Source organism: Ruegeria sp. AU67, from assembly GCF_900312795.1.
Lineage (GTDB): Bacteria > Pseudomonadota > Alphaproteobacteria > Rhodobacterales > Rhodobacteraceae > Ruegeria > Ruegeria atlantica.
Genome location: NZ_OMPH01000027.1, coordinates 58,059 through 77,531 on the forward strand (window position 1 = coordinate 58,059; position 19,473 = coordinate 77,531).

The 19,473-nt window shown below is 53.2% G+C and carries 17 protein-coding genes; 8 read left to right on the forward strand and 9 right to left on the reverse strand.

The genetic code is table 11. The annotated features are described in order from the left end of the window. From DK510_RS14300 to DK510_RS14335, 7 genes are all read left to right on the forward strand, one after another. Nucleotides 1–867, forward strand: a complete 867-nt coding sequence (locus tag DK510_RS14300; RefSeq protein WP_109312677.1) for a dioxygenase — start codon at nucleotides 1–3, stop codon at nucleotides 865–867. A 20-nt stretch (nucleotides 868–887) separates the two neighbouring features. Next, a complete protein-coding gene (locus DK510_RS14305) occupies nucleotides 888–1,694 on the forward strand; it encodes an amidohydrolase family protein (RefSeq protein ID WP_109312678.1) in 807 nt (268 codons plus the stop codon). Nucleotides 1,695–1,762: 68 nt separating this feature from the next. Then, entirely contained in the window at nucleotides 1,763–2,068 is a 306-nt protein-coding gene (locus DK510_RS14310) for a FixH family protein (protein WP_160116531.1), read from the forward strand. Next, entirely contained in the window at nucleotides 2,065–3,189 is a 1,125-nt protein-coding gene (locus DK510_RS14315; RefSeq protein ID WP_109312680.1) for a cytochrome-c peroxidase, read from the forward strand. The genes DK510_RS14310 and DK510_RS14315 overlap by 4 nt, the downstream gene beginning before the upstream one ends. A gap of 115 nt (nucleotides 3,190–3,304) precedes the next feature. Next, nucleotides 3,305–4,374 (forward strand): IS3 family transposase gene (locus DK510_RS14320; protein WP_109312681.1). Its coding sequence is split into 2 segments (ribosomal slippage): nucleotides 3,305–3,569 and nucleotides 3,569–4,374, totalling 1,071 coding nucleotides; the frame shifts between segments, so codons are not numbered across the junction. A 423-nt stretch (nucleotides 4,375–4,797) separates the two neighbouring features. Continuing rightward, a complete protein-coding gene (locus DK510_RS14330) occupies nucleotides 4,798–5,127 on the forward strand; it encodes an FAD-dependent oxidoreductase (protein ID WP_255414886.1) in 330 nt (109 codons plus the stop codon). Between the two features lie 338 nt (nucleotides 5,128–5,465). Then, the gene (locus DK510_RS14335; protein WP_109312684.1) at nucleotides 5,466–7,097 is read left to right on the forward strand and encodes a bifunctional aspartate transaminase/aspartate 4-decarboxylase; all 1,632 of its coding nucleotides are present in this window, start codon (nucleotides 5,466–5,468) and stop codon (nucleotides 7,095–7,097) included. 107 nt (nucleotides 7,098–7,204) lie between these two features. Here DK510_RS14335 and aspT read toward each other — a convergent pair whose 3' ends face one another. Together aspT and DK510_RS14345 are read right to left on the reverse strand one after the other, a co-directional pair. Next, complete coding sequence (aspT, locus tag DK510_RS14340) at nucleotides 7,205–8,905, reverse strand: aspartate-alanine antiporter (protein WP_108860838.1); 1,701 nt, start codon at nucleotides 8,903–8,905, stop codon at nucleotides 7,205–7,207. A gap of 570 nt (nucleotides 8,906–9,475) precedes the next feature. Further along, complete coding sequence (locus DK510_RS14345; protein WP_109312783.1) at nucleotides 9,476–10,111, reverse strand: exonuclease domain-containing protein; 636 nt, start codon at nucleotides 10,109–10,111, stop codon at nucleotides 9,476–9,478. Between the two features lie 303 nt (nucleotides 10,112–10,414). Between DK510_RS14345 and DK510_RS14350 the strand changes: the two genes are divergently transcribed. Further along, nucleotides 10,415–12,949 (forward strand): cation:proton antiporter, encoded by a 2,535-nt coding sequence (locus DK510_RS14350; RefSeq protein ID WP_109312685.1) that lies wholly within the window; start codon nucleotides 10,415–10,417, stop codon nucleotides 12,947–12,949. 216 nt (nucleotides 12,950–13,165) lie between these two features. On the opposite strand, the gene uxuA is transcribed toward DK510_RS14350, so the two are convergent. From uxuA to DK510_RS14390, 7 genes are all read right to left on the reverse strand, one after another. Beyond that, nucleotides 13,166–14,401, reverse strand: a complete 1,236-nt coding sequence (gene uxuA, locus DK510_RS14360; protein WP_109312687.1) for a mannonate dehydratase — start codon at nucleotides 14,399–14,401, stop codon at nucleotides 13,166–13,168. Nucleotides 14,402–14,432: 31 nt separating this feature from the next. Then, entirely contained in the window at nucleotides 14,433–15,350 is a 918-nt protein-coding gene (locus DK510_RS14365; RefSeq protein WP_109312688.1) for a sugar kinase, read from the reverse strand. A gap of 5 nt (nucleotides 15,351–15,355) precedes the next feature. Next, a complete protein-coding gene (locus tag DK510_RS14370; RefSeq protein ID WP_109312689.1) occupies nucleotides 15,356–15,667 on the reverse strand; it encodes a cupin domain-containing protein in 312 nt (103 codons plus the stop codon). A gap of 17 nt (nucleotides 15,668–15,684) precedes the next feature. Beyond that, complete coding sequence (locus DK510_RS14375; protein ID WP_109312690.1) at nucleotides 15,685–16,428, reverse strand: SDR family NAD(P)-dependent oxidoreductase; 744 nt, start codon at nucleotides 16,426–16,428, stop codon at nucleotides 15,685–15,687. A gap of 96 nt (nucleotides 16,429–16,524) precedes the next feature. After that, nucleotides 16,525–17,835, reverse strand: a complete 1,311-nt coding sequence (locus DK510_RS14380) for a TRAP transporter large permease (protein ID WP_109312691.1) — start codon at nucleotides 17,833–17,835, stop codon at nucleotides 16,525–16,527. Then, nucleotides 17,832–18,326 (reverse strand): TRAP transporter small permease, encoded by a 495-nt coding sequence (locus DK510_RS14385; RefSeq protein ID WP_109312692.1) that lies wholly within the window; start codon nucleotides 18,324–18,326, stop codon nucleotides 17,832–17,834. The genes DK510_RS14380 and DK510_RS14385 overlap by 4 nt, the downstream gene beginning before the upstream one ends. A 93-nt stretch (nucleotides 18,327–18,419) precedes the next feature. Beyond that, nucleotides 18,420–19,403, reverse strand: a complete 984-nt coding sequence (locus DK510_RS14390; protein WP_234999089.1) for a TRAP transporter substrate-binding protein — start codon at nucleotides 19,401–19,403, stop codon at nucleotides 18,420–18,422. Between the last annotated feature and the right edge of the window lie 70 nt (nucleotides 19,404–19,473).

Here is a 19,473-nt window from a genome sequence, read left to right on the forward strand (position 1 = left end):
ATGCGCTCTGTCACCAAAGACAATATCACCGATGTGTTCATGGGATACCTGTCCAAGGATACTGATCCGCGGATGCGTGAAATCATGGGGTCTCTGGTCAAGCACCTCCACGATTTCGCCCGTGAAACCAACCTGACGCATGACGAATGGCGCACGGGAATTGCATTTCTGGAGGCGTGCGCCGCTGTGGAAACCGAAGACAGGCATGAGTTTGTCTTGGCCTCGGACGTGTTGGGACTGTCATCGCTGGTGGATATGCTCCATTCAACTCCAAATGCCACAAGCTCGTCTGTTCTTGGGCCTTTTCATGTTTCTGGCGCACCGCCACTGCCATTCGGTGGTGATATGAAGCGTCACTACGGTGGGCCGGTTCTGCTGGCCGAGGGCGTTATCAGGGATGCCGAGGGTAATCCGATTGGCGGTGCAGAGCTCGACATCTGGCAAACGGCGCCAAATGGAATGTATGCAAGCCAGGATGAAGAACAGGACACCTTTTCTTTTCATGGCCTGATGACCACTGGTGAGGACGGTAAGTATGCATTCACGACCGTCAAACCAGTCGAGTACACCGTGCCGTCAGACGGGCCTGTCGGGGACATCCTGCGCGCCTGCGGTCGCCATCCTTGGCGACCGTCGCACCTGCACTATATCGTTAAGGCACCCGGGCACCGATCCTTAGTTACCGAGATTTTCCCCGACGACGATCCTTACTTGGATCAGGATACAGTGTTTGGTGTTCGGGATGACCTGGTGATGACATATGTTGAAAGGCCGGCTTCAGAATTTCCCGAAGGCATGGAACTTTCTGGCAAGATTACTGAACCTTTCTTGCACGTAAAGTTCGATGTGAAGCTTGCCAGAGTTTGAATGCTATTGAGGGTGGTGCGATGCTGAAACATACCTTAATTTTAGGTGCAACGCTTCTTTGTGGAACTGCCATCGCAGAAGAGCGACCGATCTTCGATGCGCATATTCATTACAGCCATGATGCCGTAAAACTGGTTCCTCCCGAACAAGTTGCCAAAATCCTTCGGGACGCAGGCGTGCGCAAAGCACTGGTTTCCAGCTCGGATGACAACGGTACCCAATTGCTGTTGGCCGCAGCGCCGGACATTGTTGTTCCAGCCCTTCGCCCTTACCGTCGCCGCGGTAAGATCAACACCTGGATGCACGATGAAACTGTAATCGACTATCTGGATGCAAATCTGGCGAAGAACGAATACAAAGCCATCGGCGAATTTCACGCTTATGGTGATGATATCAAAACGCCGGTCATCCAGCATATGATCGCACTGGCAAAAGAACGGAACCTAATTCTGCATCACCACGGGGATCGAGAGGCCGTTGACCTGATTTTTGAGGCCTGGCCCGAGGCTCGGGTACTGTGGGCCCACTCTGGCTTTGACGATCCGGCCAGTGTAACTGATGCCCTGAACACCTATCCGAGACTTTGGGCCGATCTGGCGTTTCGCTCTGATATGGTCTCGCAGGGGCGTGTCGACCCAGATTGGAAGGCTGCGTTCGAAGCGCACCCAGATCGGTTCATGGTTGGTACGGATACATTCGCTCCAGAGCGTTGGTACTACGTAGGCCCTCATGCTGATTTTTCACGGGAGTGGTTGGATTTGCTTCCGGACCAGATCGCAGACAACATCGCATACGCAAACGCAGAACGTTTACTGGCATCAGAATGATCCGCTGGGTTGTCTGGTTTCTAGTATCATCTGGCGCGGCCGTCGCTTGTGAAACGGCAGGGCAACGCATGAGTTCGGAAACTCAAAACGCACCTAAGGTGCATGTGGCAGTCGACGAAATTCGATTGTCCCAACCGTTTTTTATTCTTGTGACATTCTGTGATGATGTTGCCGTGAGTGACGTGCGCGTCGATGCAATAATGCCTGCTCACCAACACGGGCTAAACTACGCCCCCAAAATCACTGCATTAGGCGATGGGGTGTTCCGTGCAGATAACATGCTGTTTCACATGCCGGGGCTGTGGGAACTGCGAGTTGACGCCAACTTTGGCGGGCGATCGGTATCTTACACTTCCGATGTCGTGCTAAAATGAAGGTGCTGGTGACAGCGGCGTTTGTAGTCCTAGCGGGGGCCGTTCGTGCCGAAGTCCTGTTGTCTGATGACGAAATTCAGCAAACGCTGTCCTTCGGACCATGGCCAATTTCGTTTCAGTCGGACCCAAGCAACAGTGTTTCAAACGATACAAGAGCGATTGCGCTAGGAGCGGCATTATTCAACGATCCGGTATTGTCAGTCGACCGCGCATTTTCTTGCGCAAGTTGTCATGACCCTGAACAGGCATTTACCACGTCCGATGCGCGAGCATTTGGTCGCGTCCTGTTAGATCGAAACACACCATCCCTGCGTAACCTTGCTGGTCTCCGCTGGTACGGTTGGGGCGGCAAGAGTGACAGTCTTTGGGCCGCCAGCTTGCATCCGATCATCGAAGAACAAGAGATGGCGCACAGTAAAGAAAGCCTAAAAACAGCTATCTCAGAAAGTATCTACATTGATGATTTTGAAGCCATATTTGGCGACATCCAGATTCAAGATCCAGAACTTGTGCTGGTGAACACTGCCAAAACGCTATCTGCTTACTTGGAAACATTGGCAACCGGCCGGACACAATTTGACGATTTTCGCGATGCATTGGAGAACCAAGATTTAGCAGCCGCTGCGAACTACCCCGAAGCTGCCCAGCGAGGTCTTCAGCTGTTCATAGGGCGTGGAAACTGTGTGTTGTGCCACAATGGTCCGAGATTTTCCAACAATGAGTTCCATGACGCAGGCGTTCCCTATTTTCTGAGCGAAACCGAGGTCGACGACGGGCGGTTCGGTGGATTGAACTTTTTGCTTTCAAACGCTTACACATTGGACGGCAACTGGAGCGACGATCCGGAAAAGCAAGGTGCATGGGTGGTTCGCAGTGTCCGCAGGAGCCACTCAGATTTTGGGACCTTTCGTACGCCAAGCCTACGGGGCGTGGCCGAAACCGCGCCTTACATGCATGACGGCAGCCTGATCGACTTGGATGCGGTGATCAGGCACTACAGCGAAATTGATACGGAAAGGTTGCACGCCGACGGTGAAGCCATTCTTTCGGAGTTGAATTTGTCTGACCAGGAGATTGCAGACTTAGCTGAATTTTTGGAGTCACTGTCCAAATCGCCTTAGTACAGCGCTTGTGTTAACGGCTTGGAAATGGGCTATCTGGCTTGCGGCCATGGCGAACTTGATCCTCCCCCACTGAATTGGTCCGCCCGTATAGTTAGGAAACGGAGGATCAAATATGGGAATCAAGCGTCACAAGCCGGAAGAGATTGTCACAAAGTTGCGGCAGGTTGAGGTGCTTTGCGGACAGGGAATGCCACGCGTGGGTGCCATCCGGCAGGTGCAGATTACAGAGCAGACATTCTATCGCTGGCGAAAGCAATATGGCGGCATGGGAACCGACCAACTGAAGGAGCTAAAGCGGCTTCAAAAGGAGAATGAACGGCTGAGACGGGCTATTTCGGACCTGACGCTGGACAAGCTCATCCTGTCAGAGGCCGCAAAGGGAAACTTCTGAGCCCCTCGCGCCGTCGAGCCTGTATTGACCATGTGCGAAGCCGGTTCCGCGTCTCAGAACGTCGGGCTTGTCGCGTCTTGGGGCAGCACCGATCAACACAGAGGCGGTTGCCAGTTGGGCGTGCTGACGAGGATCGCCTCGTGGCCGACATGATCGAACTGGCCCGCCAGTATGGTCGCTATGGTTATCGTCGGGTTGCAGCTCTGTTGAGAGATGCTGGCTGGCAGATCAACGACAAGCGGGTTGAACGTCTGTGGCGGCGTGAGGGGCTGAAGGTGCCCGTAAAACAGCCTAAGAAGAGCAGGCTCTGGCTGAACGATGGTTCTTGCGTCCGACTACGGCCAGAGTATCGCAACCATGTCTGGTCATATGACTTCGTTCATCACCGCACTGATGATGGGAAAGGGTTTCGAACGCTCAACATCTTGGATGAACACAGCCGGGAATGTTTGGCGATCCGGGTGAAACGGAAGCTGAATTCAGCCGAGGTGATCGACGCGCTAACCGACCTGTTCATCCTCCGAGGGGTTCCGGCCTACATCAGGTCAGACAACGGCCCGGAGTTCATAGCTCAGGCCGTTCGGGATTGGATAGGGGCGGTAGGAGCCAAGACCGCCTACATCGAACCGGGATCACCCTGGGAAAACGGATACTGCGAAAGCTTCAATGCACGGCTTCGGGACGAGTTGCTGAATGGTGAGATCTTCTACTCGCTGAGGGAGGCGCAAATCTTGATCGAACAATGGAGGAAACACTACAACACGAGACGACCACATAGTGCTTTGGGCTAACGCCCACCGGCCCCTGAAACCATCGTCCAGATGGACCAAAGGCCGATCATGCACTAACAATCAATTTGGACCACTCAAGTGGGGCTGATCAGTCACACAAGTGGCTGTTCAAGGAATGCGCCCATCCATTCGGCTCAACGATGGTCGAACCCTTGATGCAAACAAGGTATTGGCTACGGTCCGTTGTCGATCCTGCAACGCGGACTGATCACATTTTCAGATCAGCTCACGCCTCCGGACATTGATGCACTTCAGTACATCGAATACGGCTCTGGTTTCAAAGAATTCCTGAAGTGTAATCAACGCTTCTATCCGGACATATTGTTTGAAGATTCTCGAGCCAGCTTATTGGCGACCACTTAGCCGGAAAAAATCTACTACGACGCTGCTTTTGGTAAACCAACCCGCCAGAATATCCAGGGTCTGCTCTCAGTCTCAGAAGGGCCAACACGTCGATCAGCTATTGGAGAAGATGCATTAATCAACGACATTCTTACTGAGCTAACAGAAAAGTTCGGTGGAGTTGTCAGAGACACTTTTGTTGATGGCGTGGCCCAGAATTGGAGCACGGAGAGGTACATTCTAGGCAGTTATTCGATGGAGGACAGCAGTGACTATGGTGTCGATGATATCCTTAAACCCGTGGCAGGCAAGGCGTCCTTTGCCGGCGAAGCATTGGGAGGAGACGCGCAATCTACAGTTCAGGGTGCAGCGTTTTCCGCAATCACGGCCGCGAAAAATTTGCTTGCATAGTAAAAGTACCAGCTGGCCAGCACGCTGTTTATTGCAGCTCTGCACCCTATGAAACGGAAGTATAGCCGACATTCATGCATGGTGCAGCGTTGGTCATAAAGGGCTCATTCCCGTCTTTCTCTGCGAGACGCATTGACTGACGGTAAGAGCCCAAAGCCTCGGCGCAATTTCCATCACTCTGTCTGCCCTGCAAAATGGTTACAGCTAAGGTTGTAACGAAGACTCGTAATCCTCGGTTTTACGCCGTTCCCTTCAAATAGTGTTGTTTTCATTGACACATTGCCTTGCATGCGATCCGCTAAACTACGTCATCTGTTTTAACGCAAGGATTTGATGTCATGCCAGAATCGCTCAACCTGCATAAATTTGAAAACCTAAGTCCTTTCCAAATCAAAGACGAACTTATCAAGTTGGCGCAAAAAGAGGCGCGGCAGATGGCTCTGCCATATCTTAATGCTGGTCGAGGGAACCCTAACTGGATCGCCACTAAAGCGCGGGAGGCATTTTTCCTTTTGGGGCAGTTCGCTATGACAGAAGCACAGCGCCATCGTAATGAGCCGCAAGTCGGTCTGGCTGGGATGCCGCAAGGGCCAGGCTGTTATGAACGGCTAAAAGCATATTGCGCCAAATCGGTTGAAGGAAACGGTCCTCCAGGTGCGGAAACTTTGGTGGCCGTAGTGGATTTTGCGATTGAGAAATTTGGTTTTACACCGGACGATTTCGTGCTCGAGTTGACCGACGGTATTGTTGGCGACCACTACCCGATGCCCGACCGGTGCATGGAGCACAACGAGGCGATTGTCCACGAATACGTTATGTGGGCGATGTGCGCGGGGCACCGTCCGGATGCGAAGTTCGATATCTACGCAGTTGAGGGTGGAACCGCTGCGATGTGTTATATTTTCAAGGCACTCAAGAACCAGCGGTTGCTGAATGCCGGCGACACCATTGCGTTGGGCACACCGATTTTCACGCCCTATCTGGAAATGCCGGTACTTGAAGACTATGGGCTGAACACCGTGGATGTATCTTCGAAAGAAGAGGACCACTTTCAACTGAACGACGATGATTTCGAAATTTTGTCCGACCCGAAAGTCAAAGCACTATTTCTGGTCAACCCGGGCAACCCGTCTTCAGTCGCTATCAGCCCCGAAGTCTCGACTCGGCTTGTCGAGTTCGTAAAGAACCGCCGCCCGGACCTGATCATTTTGACTGACGATGTTTACGGGACCTTCGTTCCAAACTTTCAGTCCATCTTGGGGCACCTGCCTGAGAATACCATCGGGGTCTATTCCTACTCCAAGTATTTTGGTTGTACCGGATGGCGCTTGGGCGCGATTTTGGTGGCCGAGAACAACATCTTCGACAAGATGATTGCGGAGGCTCCGGACGAAACCAAGGCCGTCGTCAACGCACGATACGAAACGTTGACGCCTGATCCATCCTCGTTCAAGTTCATTGACCGGATCGTTGCCGACAGTCGCGATGTTGCGCTGAACCACACCGCAGGCCTATCACTGCCGCAGCAGGTGATGATGACTTTGTTTTCACTGGTCGAGCTTATGGACGAAGAGAAAGCCTATCAGAAATTCTGCTGGGGTATTCTGAAGCATCGCTTTGACGAATTGGTCGAAGGGATGGGCATCGAAGTTCCAGATAACCCGCTGTTCGACAAATATTACGGTATCATCGACTTCGAATTCTGGCTCCGTAAATACGTGGGCGAAGAGGTGGTCGAATGGATTAAAGAGAATGTCCACCCGCTAGATATATCCTTCAAACTGGCTCAGGATCACGGGATCGTTTTGCTGAATGGATCGGGCTTTGACGCGCCCAACTGGTCGGCGCGGGTATCGTTCGCCAATTTGGATGATAGTGCTTACCGCCAGATCGGAAGAGCGGTGCGCGCTGTGGCCACTGGCTACGTGCAGGCCTACCGTGCCTCGAAAGGACTGCCGTTGCACGGTTGAGATCTAGCAATAGCAAAGAGGAACGGATCAGCGTGTTGATTGGCACACACGCTGATCTCACCCCTCCAAGTTAGGACCCCGGTTGTTGCGCTCATTTCCGATTTGACTCACGGAACAAAAGCCACAACCAACGGTCCCCAGAGCGTCAGGAAGATGTTGGCCACGGCATAGGTCATGGTGAAGGCTGGTGTGGGAGTCGAGTTTCCGGCCTTTTCCAATAGTGTCGCAAAACCGGGATTGCCCGAGCGTGATCCGGTCACAACCGCACAGGCCTCAATCGGGTTTTTAATACGCAGGGCGAAATAGTTGATTGGGAACTGCACGATCATGGGCATCAATGTAACCACTACACCCAACAGCAGCAGCGTGATCCCATATTCCTGAATCGCCTCTAGTGCGGGCTTGCCTGCATTGAGGCCAACGACACCAACAAACACAGCTAAACCAAAGCTCTGAAGGAAATTTGCGGCCCCACGGTTAATACCGCCGATCTTGGGTCGCCGGATGCGCATGTAACCGATGATCAACCCTGTAACTAGGCAACCGAGACCGGACCCCAAAGCCACTTTGGTTCCTGCGATGACAAAGCTGATCTCTCCTATTAGAAAGCCGATGGCGACGCCGATCCCCAATGCAATGAAATTGGTTACCGAGGCCGAAGGCGGAACGTAGCCCGCAACTTTCGCAACTCGATTCAGATCGTCCTTGTGACCGACAATACTGACCTCGTCACCTGCGTGTATCTCGGTGTTGTGCAGGACAGGGACATCATGGCCCATGCGGGTGATCTTTGAGATGTGAACACCGCGCCTCTGATCCGCTGTCAGAGCCTCACTCAATTCTGCCAAGGTTTTGCCAGTCAGTTTGCGGTTGGTGACCACTACGTTACGGCGTTCCTCTACAACCGTCAGTTCAGGAGGATACTCTCCGATTTCACCGCTGGCGCTACGCTCGAACTGGGTCAAAGTCGCTACGAGGCCGGAGACGACTACAACGTCTCCTGCATTGACCACTGTTTCAGGATTCGGATCCACAGGAGCGCCATCGTGGAGTAACCGTTCAACGATTAGATCACCATCATAACCGCTTTCGATGTCTTTGACGGTTTTTCCGGCAATGGTTGCATCGGCATTTACCTGATAGGCTCGGGCGTCAAACCGGTTCATAGGAAGGAACTCACCTTCCTCTAGTTTGCGACCGCCGCCGCTGAGTTTCTGAGCCAGCTTAATCGCTTCTTGCCGCAGGTCGACACGCATAATGATTGGAATGACACTAACTGCCAATATTGGGCCGATCGAGCCGAAGATATAAGTAACCGAGTATCCTACGGCGATGTTAGTTTTTAGCTTTTCCGCCTCATCTGCGGCCAGCCCAAGCAGATCGATGGCATTTCCAGCGGTGCCGATGATTGCAGATTGTGTCAGGCCACCAGCCGCCAATCCAGCCGCCAACCCTTTATCCAAGCCGGCCAACCGAGCAACAACAATAACAAAAAACAACCCCCAGAGGGTCATCATAAACGCGGCAAGTAACTTGGTCAGCGCAGTTCGGTTCAAAGCCGCAAAAAATTGAGGGCCGCCATTATAGCCAACCATAAAAATGAAGAGGGAAAAGAAAACATTCTGAACATCGGTACTGAGGTTGATACCGCCGATCTGGCCAATGAAGACCGCCACCAACAATGTACCAGCGATGCCCCCCAGTTCGAACTTGCCGACCCGAAACTTCCCTACGCCGTATCCCAGACCCAGACAAAGAAACAGTGCCATGATCGGGAAGGCGCGCAGTTGTTCTGTAATCAATTCCATTGTGAAATCTCCCGCGTCCCAACGGTGGTCCTTTCCGTTCAAGATACAGCGCCTTACTGTATTGAAAACAAGAATATTCAGACAACGGGCGTCGTGCAGACTTTTCGAAAGTACTTGGAACAAACTTTATTAAGGGCAGGTGCATTTGGACCGACTTTGTTGCACAAATCGCATGGGGGATTAATTTATTGAATACAGCGTGATAGCTGTAGGGTATGAGCAATTCGACTAGTTCAAAGGCATTGGTATTGTCTCGTCTCTCAGCATTTTCATTCGGTTCAGGAAAGCGAACATATCGACCAGATATTGCGTGCGCTGCCTTTATAACAAGTGAGCAAATCCGCTTGCCATCATGCGCAATCCTGCCTGCTCGTGGCTCGAAACTGCTTCGTGATGGGGCAGGAAACTGGTGGTGAATCCAATGTGTATGGTCAAAGCGGTCTGGCTCGTTCCGGACATTCGAGCAAAGCAGAATTGGGGATGACTGCTTCAGCAGAGCCGAAGTTCGGACACTGCATAACATCGGACGGTTAGTTCGTCGTTCAGTACGACCCTAAAGACGTTGACTGCTTATCTCTCGGATGGATTTCCGAATTGGAAGTTTAACTGGCGGTTTGTCCTGAGATAAGATAACGGCATGCCCAAAGCCTCCTCTGCTTTTAAGATCACAGAAGCCGAAGCACGGGCGTCTTCACCTGCATCATGGTGATGAAACTCAAGGCCGAGGTATTTCTTAAGATTTTCCAATCCGTGCCCGCCGGCACCCTTCAACGACGGCCATGCTCGACGGGCAATCGCCACACTATTCGTCCAATGCGACGAGATCATTGACACGCTGTACCGGGCACAAGCAGCCGTCATCGCCTTTTCATCAAATGCACTGTGTTGCACAAGGTTATGGGTGTTCAGAACTTCATGTAGGGACGCGTAAACCGTGGGGAATGTTCCAGCCCCAATCACAGTTTCGGCGGAAATCCCGTGGAGCTCAGTATTGAATGACTCAAACGGTCCCTCAGGGTCAATCAAGACAGAGTAGGTTTGCATAAAACCACTGTCGCTAACAAAACAAAGCCCAATCTGGCATATGCTACCGATAGATTTGTTCGCCGTTTCGACGTCCAATGCAATAAATCTAAAAGGTCCGGCCGGCGGCGTACTAAGATGTCCAAATCTGTTCAACGTATTCACCGTTTGGGCGCTCTGCATCTGCCAGAATTTCTTAACCCAAGCTGCCGAGCCGACAACTGAGAATCCTAATTCTCTCGGGTCGAGTGGGTCTTGGCAAGTCGTTCTCGCTCTCAAGGTGTGCATTCTGCCTTATTGTAGCTTCACTCACGGCCCCGACCAATCGTTCACTCACCTCGCTGTTGTCGCATTGCCACCCGTCTTCCTGACGTTCGCTGCAACTGCACAGACTGGACGAGTGTAAGTTCACACATTGTTTCCACGTGGTCGATCCGGCTTTAAGAGTGGATTCCACTTACTCGAGTTCTCAGGTAATACGTAACTATGGATATCGTCGTCATTACGACCATCATCACTTCTCTTTTTGTTGTAATCGGCGTGGCGGAACCGCTGGCCGCACGAATGCGCCTGCCTTACAGCGTTATCCTCGCCGTCCTAGGGATAGTGATCGGGCTTGGCGCGACGTTCTTTCTCGACACAGACCTGACGGATGCATTGAATCCGGGGGCACAGGCAATTATCGATCTACCGATCCGGTCAGACGTCTTCCTCTATGTTTTCCTGCCCACGCTGCTCTTTCAGGCGACACTCGGCATGAACCTGCGCAGGATGCTGGATGACTGGATGCCCATCCTGATGATGGCCGTTGTGGCAGTAATTGTTGCGACACTTTCCATTGGCTATGCGCTCAGTTGGGCAAGTACGCTGCCGCTGGCCGCCTGTCTGTTGATCGGTGCTATTGTATCGACAACGGATCCCTCAGCGGTTGTCAGCATTTTCCGGTCGATTTCGGCACCGCGCAGGCTGTCGCGAATAATCGAGGGCGAAAGCCTGCTTAACGATGCTGCTGCGATTGCTCTTTTCGGGCTATTCATGAGCTTTGTTATGCTCGGGAGACCCAATCCACTGCTAAGTGAAGCCGTGGGGCAATTTCCGCTGTTGATCGCAGGTGGAGTTCTCACCGGTTGGCTCATGGCGCGCATGGCGGTTTGGCTGATGGCTTTCGTAGGCCGCTGGGAAATGGCGCAGATTTCAATATCCGTGTCTTTGCCGTATCTCGCCTATATCGTTGCAGAACAAAGCGTCGGAGCTTCGGGTGTCATCGCGGTGGTGGCTGCAGGTCTTACGCTCAACCTCACAGGCCCCGGTCGTCTGTCACCGGCCACCTGGACAAATCTGCAAGAAGTTTGGGACCTACTGGCACATTGGGCAGGCGCGCTGATCTTTATTCTTGCAGCCTTGCTGATACCACGATTGCTGGAAGAGGTGCGGCCGTCCGACTTTGGCCTGCTGGTTGTGGTGGTCCTGGCCGCCATGTTCGCACGGGCGGCAATTCTGTTCGGGTTGCTGCCATTGCTTACGGCAATCGGTCTGTCACCTGCTGTCGAACGCCCGTATCGCACCGCAATACTGTGGGGTGGGCTGCGTGGTGCTGTGACGCTGGCTCTGGCTCTGGCAGTCACCGAAAGCACGCATATCCCGCTTGAGACGAAGCGCCTAGTCGGCATTCTGGCCACTGGCTTTACGCTGTTTACACTGATTGTTCAGGGTACAACCTTGCGCATGGTGATCACAAAACTGGGGCTCGACAGGCTTTCTCCGCTTGATACCGCCCTGTCGCGTCAGGTGGTCGCCGTCGCCTTGCAATCGGTACGCGAGGACGTGTCCCGCACAGCAGAAAACTATAACCTGACGCACGATATCGTCAGGAACGAAGCCAAACAGTTTAGTGAACGCCTGGACGAGGCCGTAAAGGCCGCCGAAGACAGTGCGCAGATCCTGGATCGTGACCGGGTCACGCTTGGTCTTATTGCGCTGGCCGGTGCAGAGCGGGACTCTGTTTTGGCCAGGATGCGGGAACGCACCATGTCATCGGTTCTGAGCGAGAAAATTTTGTCCGATGCGGATCGGCTCATTGAAGGCGCACGGACTGGCGGGCGGATCGGCTATCAGCGCGCATCAAATCGGTCGGTCGTTTACGGCAGATCTTTTCGGATCGCCGTGTTTCTGCACAACCGGCTTCGAATTTCGTTCCCACTCACGCGTATCACAACGGATAGGTTCGAAAGATTGCTCATGCAACGTCTGATCCTACAGGACCTCGATGGGTTCGTCCGCGGCCGCATCCGCCGGATCCACGGCCGCCGGATTGCGGAATTGCTGGATGAAGTGTTGGCGCGTCGATCCGAGGCGGTTGAGACGGCGCTTGAAGGCCTGCGGCTGCAATTTCCCGGCTACGCCGAAAAGTTAGAGCGACGATTCATCCAACGAACCGCTCTGCGTCTTGAAGAACGTGAATATGCGGTCATGCGCGAAGACGGCCTTGTGGGCGAAGAACTTTATTCTGTGTTGATGCAGGAAGTGGCGACGCGACGTACGTTATCTGAAGGGCGTCCGAAGTTGGACATCACTCTTAAAGGACGGGATCTGGTCAGGCAGTTCCCACTATTTTCTGATCTCGACAAGTCTTCGCTCAGGAAACTCAGCCGGGCGCTGCGTACCCGATATGCAAACGCAGGTGATACCATCATATCTAAAGACGAATTCGCCCAGAGTGTATTCTTCATTGCTTCCGGGGCGGTGGAAGTGGAACTCGGCCGGCACACCTCGCGGCTGGGTCGTGGTGAAATGTTCGGGCAATTGGCAATGTTATTGAAACGGCCCCGTCGCGTAAATGTGCGGGCAATGGCACCGTCGACGCTGCTTATGCTCGACGAGGCAAGTTTCCGGCGCTTGCTGCGGCGAAGCAAGGCCATGCGAAACTCTGTCAAGATGAGCGCAGATAAGCGCATGATCGAACTTGCGGTTTTGGATCTGGATGAGGCAGAGGGATCCTCTGAAAAAGGGACCATATCTTGAGAGAATATCAATTGGAATTAAGCCGCGAAACCAACAGTGTTGTTTCACGGGCACCAGTCGGGTTTACGCAAAGCGCAGGATTTTCAACAGCTCAAGACCCAAAGCGCGCGCAGAGCGGTCTTTTGCTGATCGGTTACCGTCGTCTTCTGATCACGTACTGGTATTATCATCAAGCCCGGCAAAAGACCTGATCCGTCCGGAAGAGCAGACGCTCGCTTAAATGCCGCAAATATCGGCATCGGACCCAGGTGAAATCAAAGCACAGCCATGCATGACACCACGCAGCTCAGCGAGACCGCGCATCCTGCCTATGAGCGGGTAACCAGGCTGTGACGGACGTGTGAGATCGCTTAGCAAGGCATGGCCGTGGTCCGGCCGCATGGGAATTTCATAATCTGATCGACCCTGATATCGGCGCCGTTGTTCCTCGGCCAACAAGGTGCGGATCGTTGCAACCATATCGGTGTCTCCTGCAAGATTTTCAGACTCGGAAAAACTGTGGCGATTGCTGTCGCTTGGACCCTCGCGCACTGTATTTCGAAGATGTACAAAGTGGATTCGATGACCAAGCTGAGCAATGAATGATACGGGGTCGAAATCTATAGCAACGCCCAATGAGCCAGTACATAGCGTCGCCCCATTGGCCGGGCTGTCGACAGCATCCAGAACGGCGGCGTAATCGCTTTGCGACGACATGACTCTTGGCAACCCAAGCAAGGGAAACGGCGGATCATCGGGGTGGCAGCATAACCGGATGCCAAGGTCTTCAGCCGTTGGAACGACTTCGGACAGGAAATCAACCAGATTGGACCGGAGCATTTCCGTTGTCATGCCAACATATGTGCCTAGGTGTCGTCTCACGTCCTTAAGAGACCAATTGTCGTTTGCGCCCGGCAAACCAGCGACAATATTGTTCGACAGGCTCCGGCGATCTCCATCGCCGAGGTCTGCAAACCTATCCTTAGCAGCTTCTATGATCTCGGCTGAATAGTCTTGCTCTGCGCCCTTCCTGCATAGGATAAAACAATCGAATACAGCAAAATCAACAAGGTCAAACCGCATCGCATTCCCGCCATGCGGCAACGGATAGCTCAGGTCAGTTCGCGTCCAATCAAGCACTGGCATGAAGTTGTAGCAGACCGTTTGAATACCGCATTCTGCCAAATTTCGCAGACTCGTCTTGTAGGCCTCAATGTGCTGCCTCACCGGGCCAGTTTGAGATTTGATTACTTCAGACACCGGCACGCTTTCGACGACATCCCAAGATAACCCAGACGGGACGCCTTCGGGCTGTTCAATCTGTTGCTGCCGCTCTTTGATGTGATCGACGGACCAAGCCTCTCCTGTTGGAACATGGTGCAAGGCTGAGACGATGCCGGTTGCGCCGGTTTGCCTGATTTCGCCAATCGAAATAGCATCGGAAGGGCCAAACCACCGCCAAGTCTGTTTCATGAACTTGCTCCTAGTTCGTAGAGGGCCACCATCACTCCTCATCTCTCCCGAGATTCACATCGACTGGAATGAGCGCGCCTTTGTGGCGGACGACATGGCTTGCAAGGCGACATCCTTGCCGTATTCCGGCAGTTAAATCATCGGCTCTTAAAATGCTTGCCAATACGCCAGCATTGAAACTGTCCCCTGCCGCGGTGGTATCGACAACACCTGTCACTGGATCAACGTCAACCTCATCGCGTTGACTATCTTTCTGAAAGACCACTGGCTGAGCGCTGTTTTTGACAACAATCTGATCGACACCAATCTCAGCATATCGGTTCAGCGTTGCAATTGAATCGCGATCCCCGAACCACTCGGCTTCATCATCGTAAGATGGCAGAACGAGATCAGATTGTGCCGCAGCCATCATAATCGTGTCTGTCATTTCCTGCGGCGTAGACCAAAGCCGCGGTCTCAGGTTCGTGTCGAAGGCAACAGTCATTCCGTACGCTTGTGCATGACGCAATGCATCAAGCAGCTTTTCGCGTGATTGTGGATCGAGAATGGCGAGGGTTATTCCAGACAAGTAGATTAAGTCTGCGTCGCCAACTGCCCGCCCAAGCGCAATCTCGTCGACTGCGAGTTGTCTGGCTGCGGAGTCGTTGCGCCAATATGAAAAACTGCGCTCACCATTGTTGAGATGGATGAGATATAGCCCAACTGTTTTGCCTGGGATGACTTGGACGTGCGTGTCGGATATCCTGCTTTCTTTCATGAACGTTCGCATGTCCTGCGAGATCGCGTCGTCTCCGACAGCGGTCAGATAGCTGACGTCGATTTCTGATGCGACTTGTGCAAGATACCATGCTGTGTTGAAGGTATCGCCTGCAAAACCAAGCTTGAACTCACCGATCTGATCTGATGGGGCAAGTTCCGCCATGCACTCCCCGATTGCCAAGAAACGCATGTCAGTTACAGAAAATCGTCGCGACGGGGTGTGAAACTGTCGACCAATGTACCGGGCTCCAGGCATATGCAACCATGGGTTTGGCCTGACGGGATGACAAAGCTGTCACCGGGGCCAAACTCTTGTTCGCCTTCACCAAGTGTGAAACGAAATCGTCCGCTCTCGACATAGGTTGCCTGAACATGCGGATGGCTGTGCAGGGCACCAATCGCCCCGGTCGCCTGAAACCGGAAGGCGACAACCATGAGGTCCGAATGATCAGACAGGACCTGCCGCGTGACGTTTTCGCCGGTCGAGACGATCGGGAAATAGGACACCGGATCTCTCCTTTCTACTATGAAAACAGCATACCACCGTTGAGATCAATATTTGCGCCCGTGATGAAAGCACTGTCCTCGCAGGCCAGGAATAGAACGAGATTCGCTGCATCATCCACATGACCTTGACGCTTAAGCGGCGCGTTGGCTTCAAAGCCGCGACGACCTGCATCAGGCGTGTGAATGTTGTGAAAATCGGTGTCTATCATACCAGGACAAAGCGCATTTACTCGAATGTCCGGGCCAACTTCCTTTGCCAAGCCTCGTGTCATGGTCATAACCGCGCCCTTGGCCGTAGCATAAGCCACAGCACCTGGCCCGCCGCCATCACGCCCGGCCTGACTGGCGAGATTGACAATGGTTCCTGACGTCATCCTGGACAGGCAAGCCTGCGTCATCAGGAATGTGCTGGTCAGATTCAGGGTCATCACGGCATCCCAATGCTCAACAGACATTTCCGCAATGGTTTTGCGGGCAATCAGACCGCCAGCGTTGTTGACCAGAATGTCAACGCCGCCAAAAGCTTCGACAGTGCGGAATACCAGCGCGTCAACATCCGCCTTTTTGTTCAGGTCGCCCTGCAAGGCAATCGCTTTACCGCCTTTGCCTTCGATTGCAGCGACGGTTTCTTCCGCGCCATTCGAGCTGGCAAAATAGTTGATCGCAACATTTGCGCCTTCAGAGGCGAGTTTGATCGCAACTGCACGACCAATGTCGCGGCCTCCTCCGGTCACGATGGCGGTTTTACCTGCAAGTTTCATGTCGATCCTTTCTATTGCAAAGCGCGAGCTTCGCTTTTGTCATGGGTCTAGTTTGGCTGCCTTCGGAATACGCTCAGAGCGCGACTGGAGACGCCACTAACGGAATGCCCCCGGCATAACTGTCTTTGGGAGCCACAGAATGATTTCAGGAAATGCTGCCAACAGAATGAGGATGACCAGCATTGGGGCAAGGATGAGCACAACTTCTCGCAGGACTTGCACAACATTTAGGCCGCCAATCGCTGCAGAGATAAGCAAGCACAAGCCGTAAGGCGGCGTCACAAGCCCAAAGGCAAGCGAGACGATACCAATGATGGCGAAAGCGATTGGATCAACCCCACCCGCTTGGGCCACAGGCATCAGAACCGTGCCAAGAATGATGATTGTCGGGATTGCGTCGATGAACAGGCCAAAGAGCAGAAACAGCAGCGCAATCAAAATAGCTGTTCCAAAAGCTCCGAACTCCCATGCGGTCAAAACACTCACGATCAGGCGCGGCGCATCGTAGAAGGACAGTAGCCAGCCGAATGCCGACGCAGTGCCGATCGCAAACAGTGAAATGGCCGCAAATCGTGCCGTGTCATAGAAGATGAAGCCCAAGTCTTTGGGTGTGACCGTCCGATAGACAAACATGCCTAGGATCAGCGCATAACCCGCCGCGATGATTGCGCTTTCAGTTGGTGTGACAAGACCGCCTACAATACCGCCAATCACAAAGACTGGCGTCAAAAGAGCAAGTGCGGCACCTTTCCAAGCGGCCCAGAACTCACCCCAATTCGGCGTCGCTGTCACTGGGTAATTGCGGGTTTTTGCGAACCCATAGACCGTAGCCATCAAGGCGAGGCCAATCATCAGGCCCGGAATCGCTCCGCCCAGAAATAACGCGCCGACGGAGACCTGCATGACGCCACCCCAGACGATCATCAGGATCGACGGTGGAATGATGACCCCCATCACCGAAGAGCACGCGGTAATGGCTACGGCAAACCGTGTATCGTATCCTTCTTTCTGCATGGCAGGGATCAGGATTTTTCCGATACCCGCCGCATCTGCTGTGGAAGATCCGGAGATACCTGCAAACAGCATCGACACAGCGACATTCACATGGCCCAATCCGCCAGGCATCCAGCCGGTCAACACCCGTGCCAGTTCGATCAACCGGTCGGTTACCTTGCCGGAATTCATCAGGTTGGCTGCCAGTAGAAAGAATGGCACGGCCAACAGGATGAACGAGTTATATGATTGAAACATCCGATCCAGCACGATGAACGGCGTCAGCCGCAGCTCAAGCAACACAACCGGAAGGGACGCCAAACCCAATGCGAATGCCACTGGGATACGGATGAAAATCAGCACCAGAAAGCCCGCAATAAGCATCGTGGCGGCAGTTGCAGTATCGAGGATCATGCCTGGTTGCTCTCTCGGTTAAGATATTTCGCGATGACTTCGGACAACCGATAGCCTGACAAGAGAAACCAAAACCCTCCGGCAATCGGGACCGAGATGTGCGTAATCGCAAGATTGGCGCGCATCATTACCGACCGCTGGTTGCCCCCAAACTCAGTGTATTCGATGCCGTAAAACAGGAAGAACGCCCCAAAAATCATGATGGCAACGTGCACGATACCGTCTTGAAGCAAACGTGGCAGCGGTCTCATCGCATTCCGGGTAATGCGAACGTCGAAATGCGTGCCGTCCCAGACAGCAACAATCGACCCGATCATCACAATCCAGACGAACAGGAACGTCGCCAGCTCTTCGGTCCAAAGGTAAGTTGGGATCAAACCGGTGTAGCGAGAAACAACTTGCATGGCGACCGGTATCGCCAATGCCCCCATCATCACACCAAGCAATATGCGAAGCCCCGCGCAGAACTTATCCAGATATTTTCCAAGCATGTTCCGCCCTACTCCGCAATGTGACGCGCCAAGCGCATCGGAAATTGTGCCGACAGGCGAGCTTGAAGAACCACCCGCCCGTCAGCCGGGAGATTACATTCCGCGAACGTTATTGAGCAGTTCTGTTGCGCCCAGCTCTTCCGCATAGGCGTCCTGGACCGGCTGAACCAATTCCAGCATTTTCTCACGGCCCTCGAACTCATGCACTTCGATCTGACCTGCGTCGATCATCGCCTGAAGTTTTTCACCGTCCTGACCGCTCTCTAGCGCGCGACCAAATGCACCGGCCTCAGCGCCAGCTTCCATGATGGCGGCTTGCAGGTCCGCTGGCAGTTCATCGAAGATTTTCGCTGACATCACAATTGGACGCACGGTGATCGTGTGCTGAGTCAATGAAACATGCGGCGCGACCTCGTAGAACTTCAGGTTTTGAATCGAGGCTGCTTCGTTCTCGAACCCAGCGATAACGCCTGTTTGGATTGCGTTATAGACTTCGTTGTAGGCGATGGCAGATGGTGCCGCACCAACGGCCGAGAATGTCTGCGCTTGAATCGGCGCCCCCATGACGCGCATGCGGTGTCCTGCAAGTTCATCCATGTTTGTGATGGGCTCGGCAGATGCCAGATTCCGCACACCGCCACCGTGATAACCCACAATCACAATGCCCGCGGCTTCGCGCAGATCATCCTCAAGAGGTTTCAGTGCATCCGACGAAAGCACCGCATCCCAATGTTCTAGATCACGAAACAGGAAAGGCATATCCATCAATGGAATGGACTCTGAAAACACGGCCATATTGGAAGGAGCCAGAATGGTGTAGTCTACCGCGACACCCTGGTTAAGGTAGGTCACGTAGTCGGATTCGACGCCAAGCTCGCCGTTGAGACGCAGATCGAAATCAACTTCGCCATCGTATTTCTCAGCGACCAGTCGTTCGAATTCTCGCAGAGTTTTAGTGAAGGCATGCTCTTCATCAAACATGCTTGCGCCACGAAGCGTGACATCAGCCTGCGTAACCGAAGCTCCGCCAAGTAAAACGGCTGTTACAGCCAACGTTTTCATTGAGAAATTGAACATTCTATCCTCCCAGATCAGGTTCAAATCTTATTTTGCCCAGTCGTCTATGACTGGTGATCGCATTCGAAAC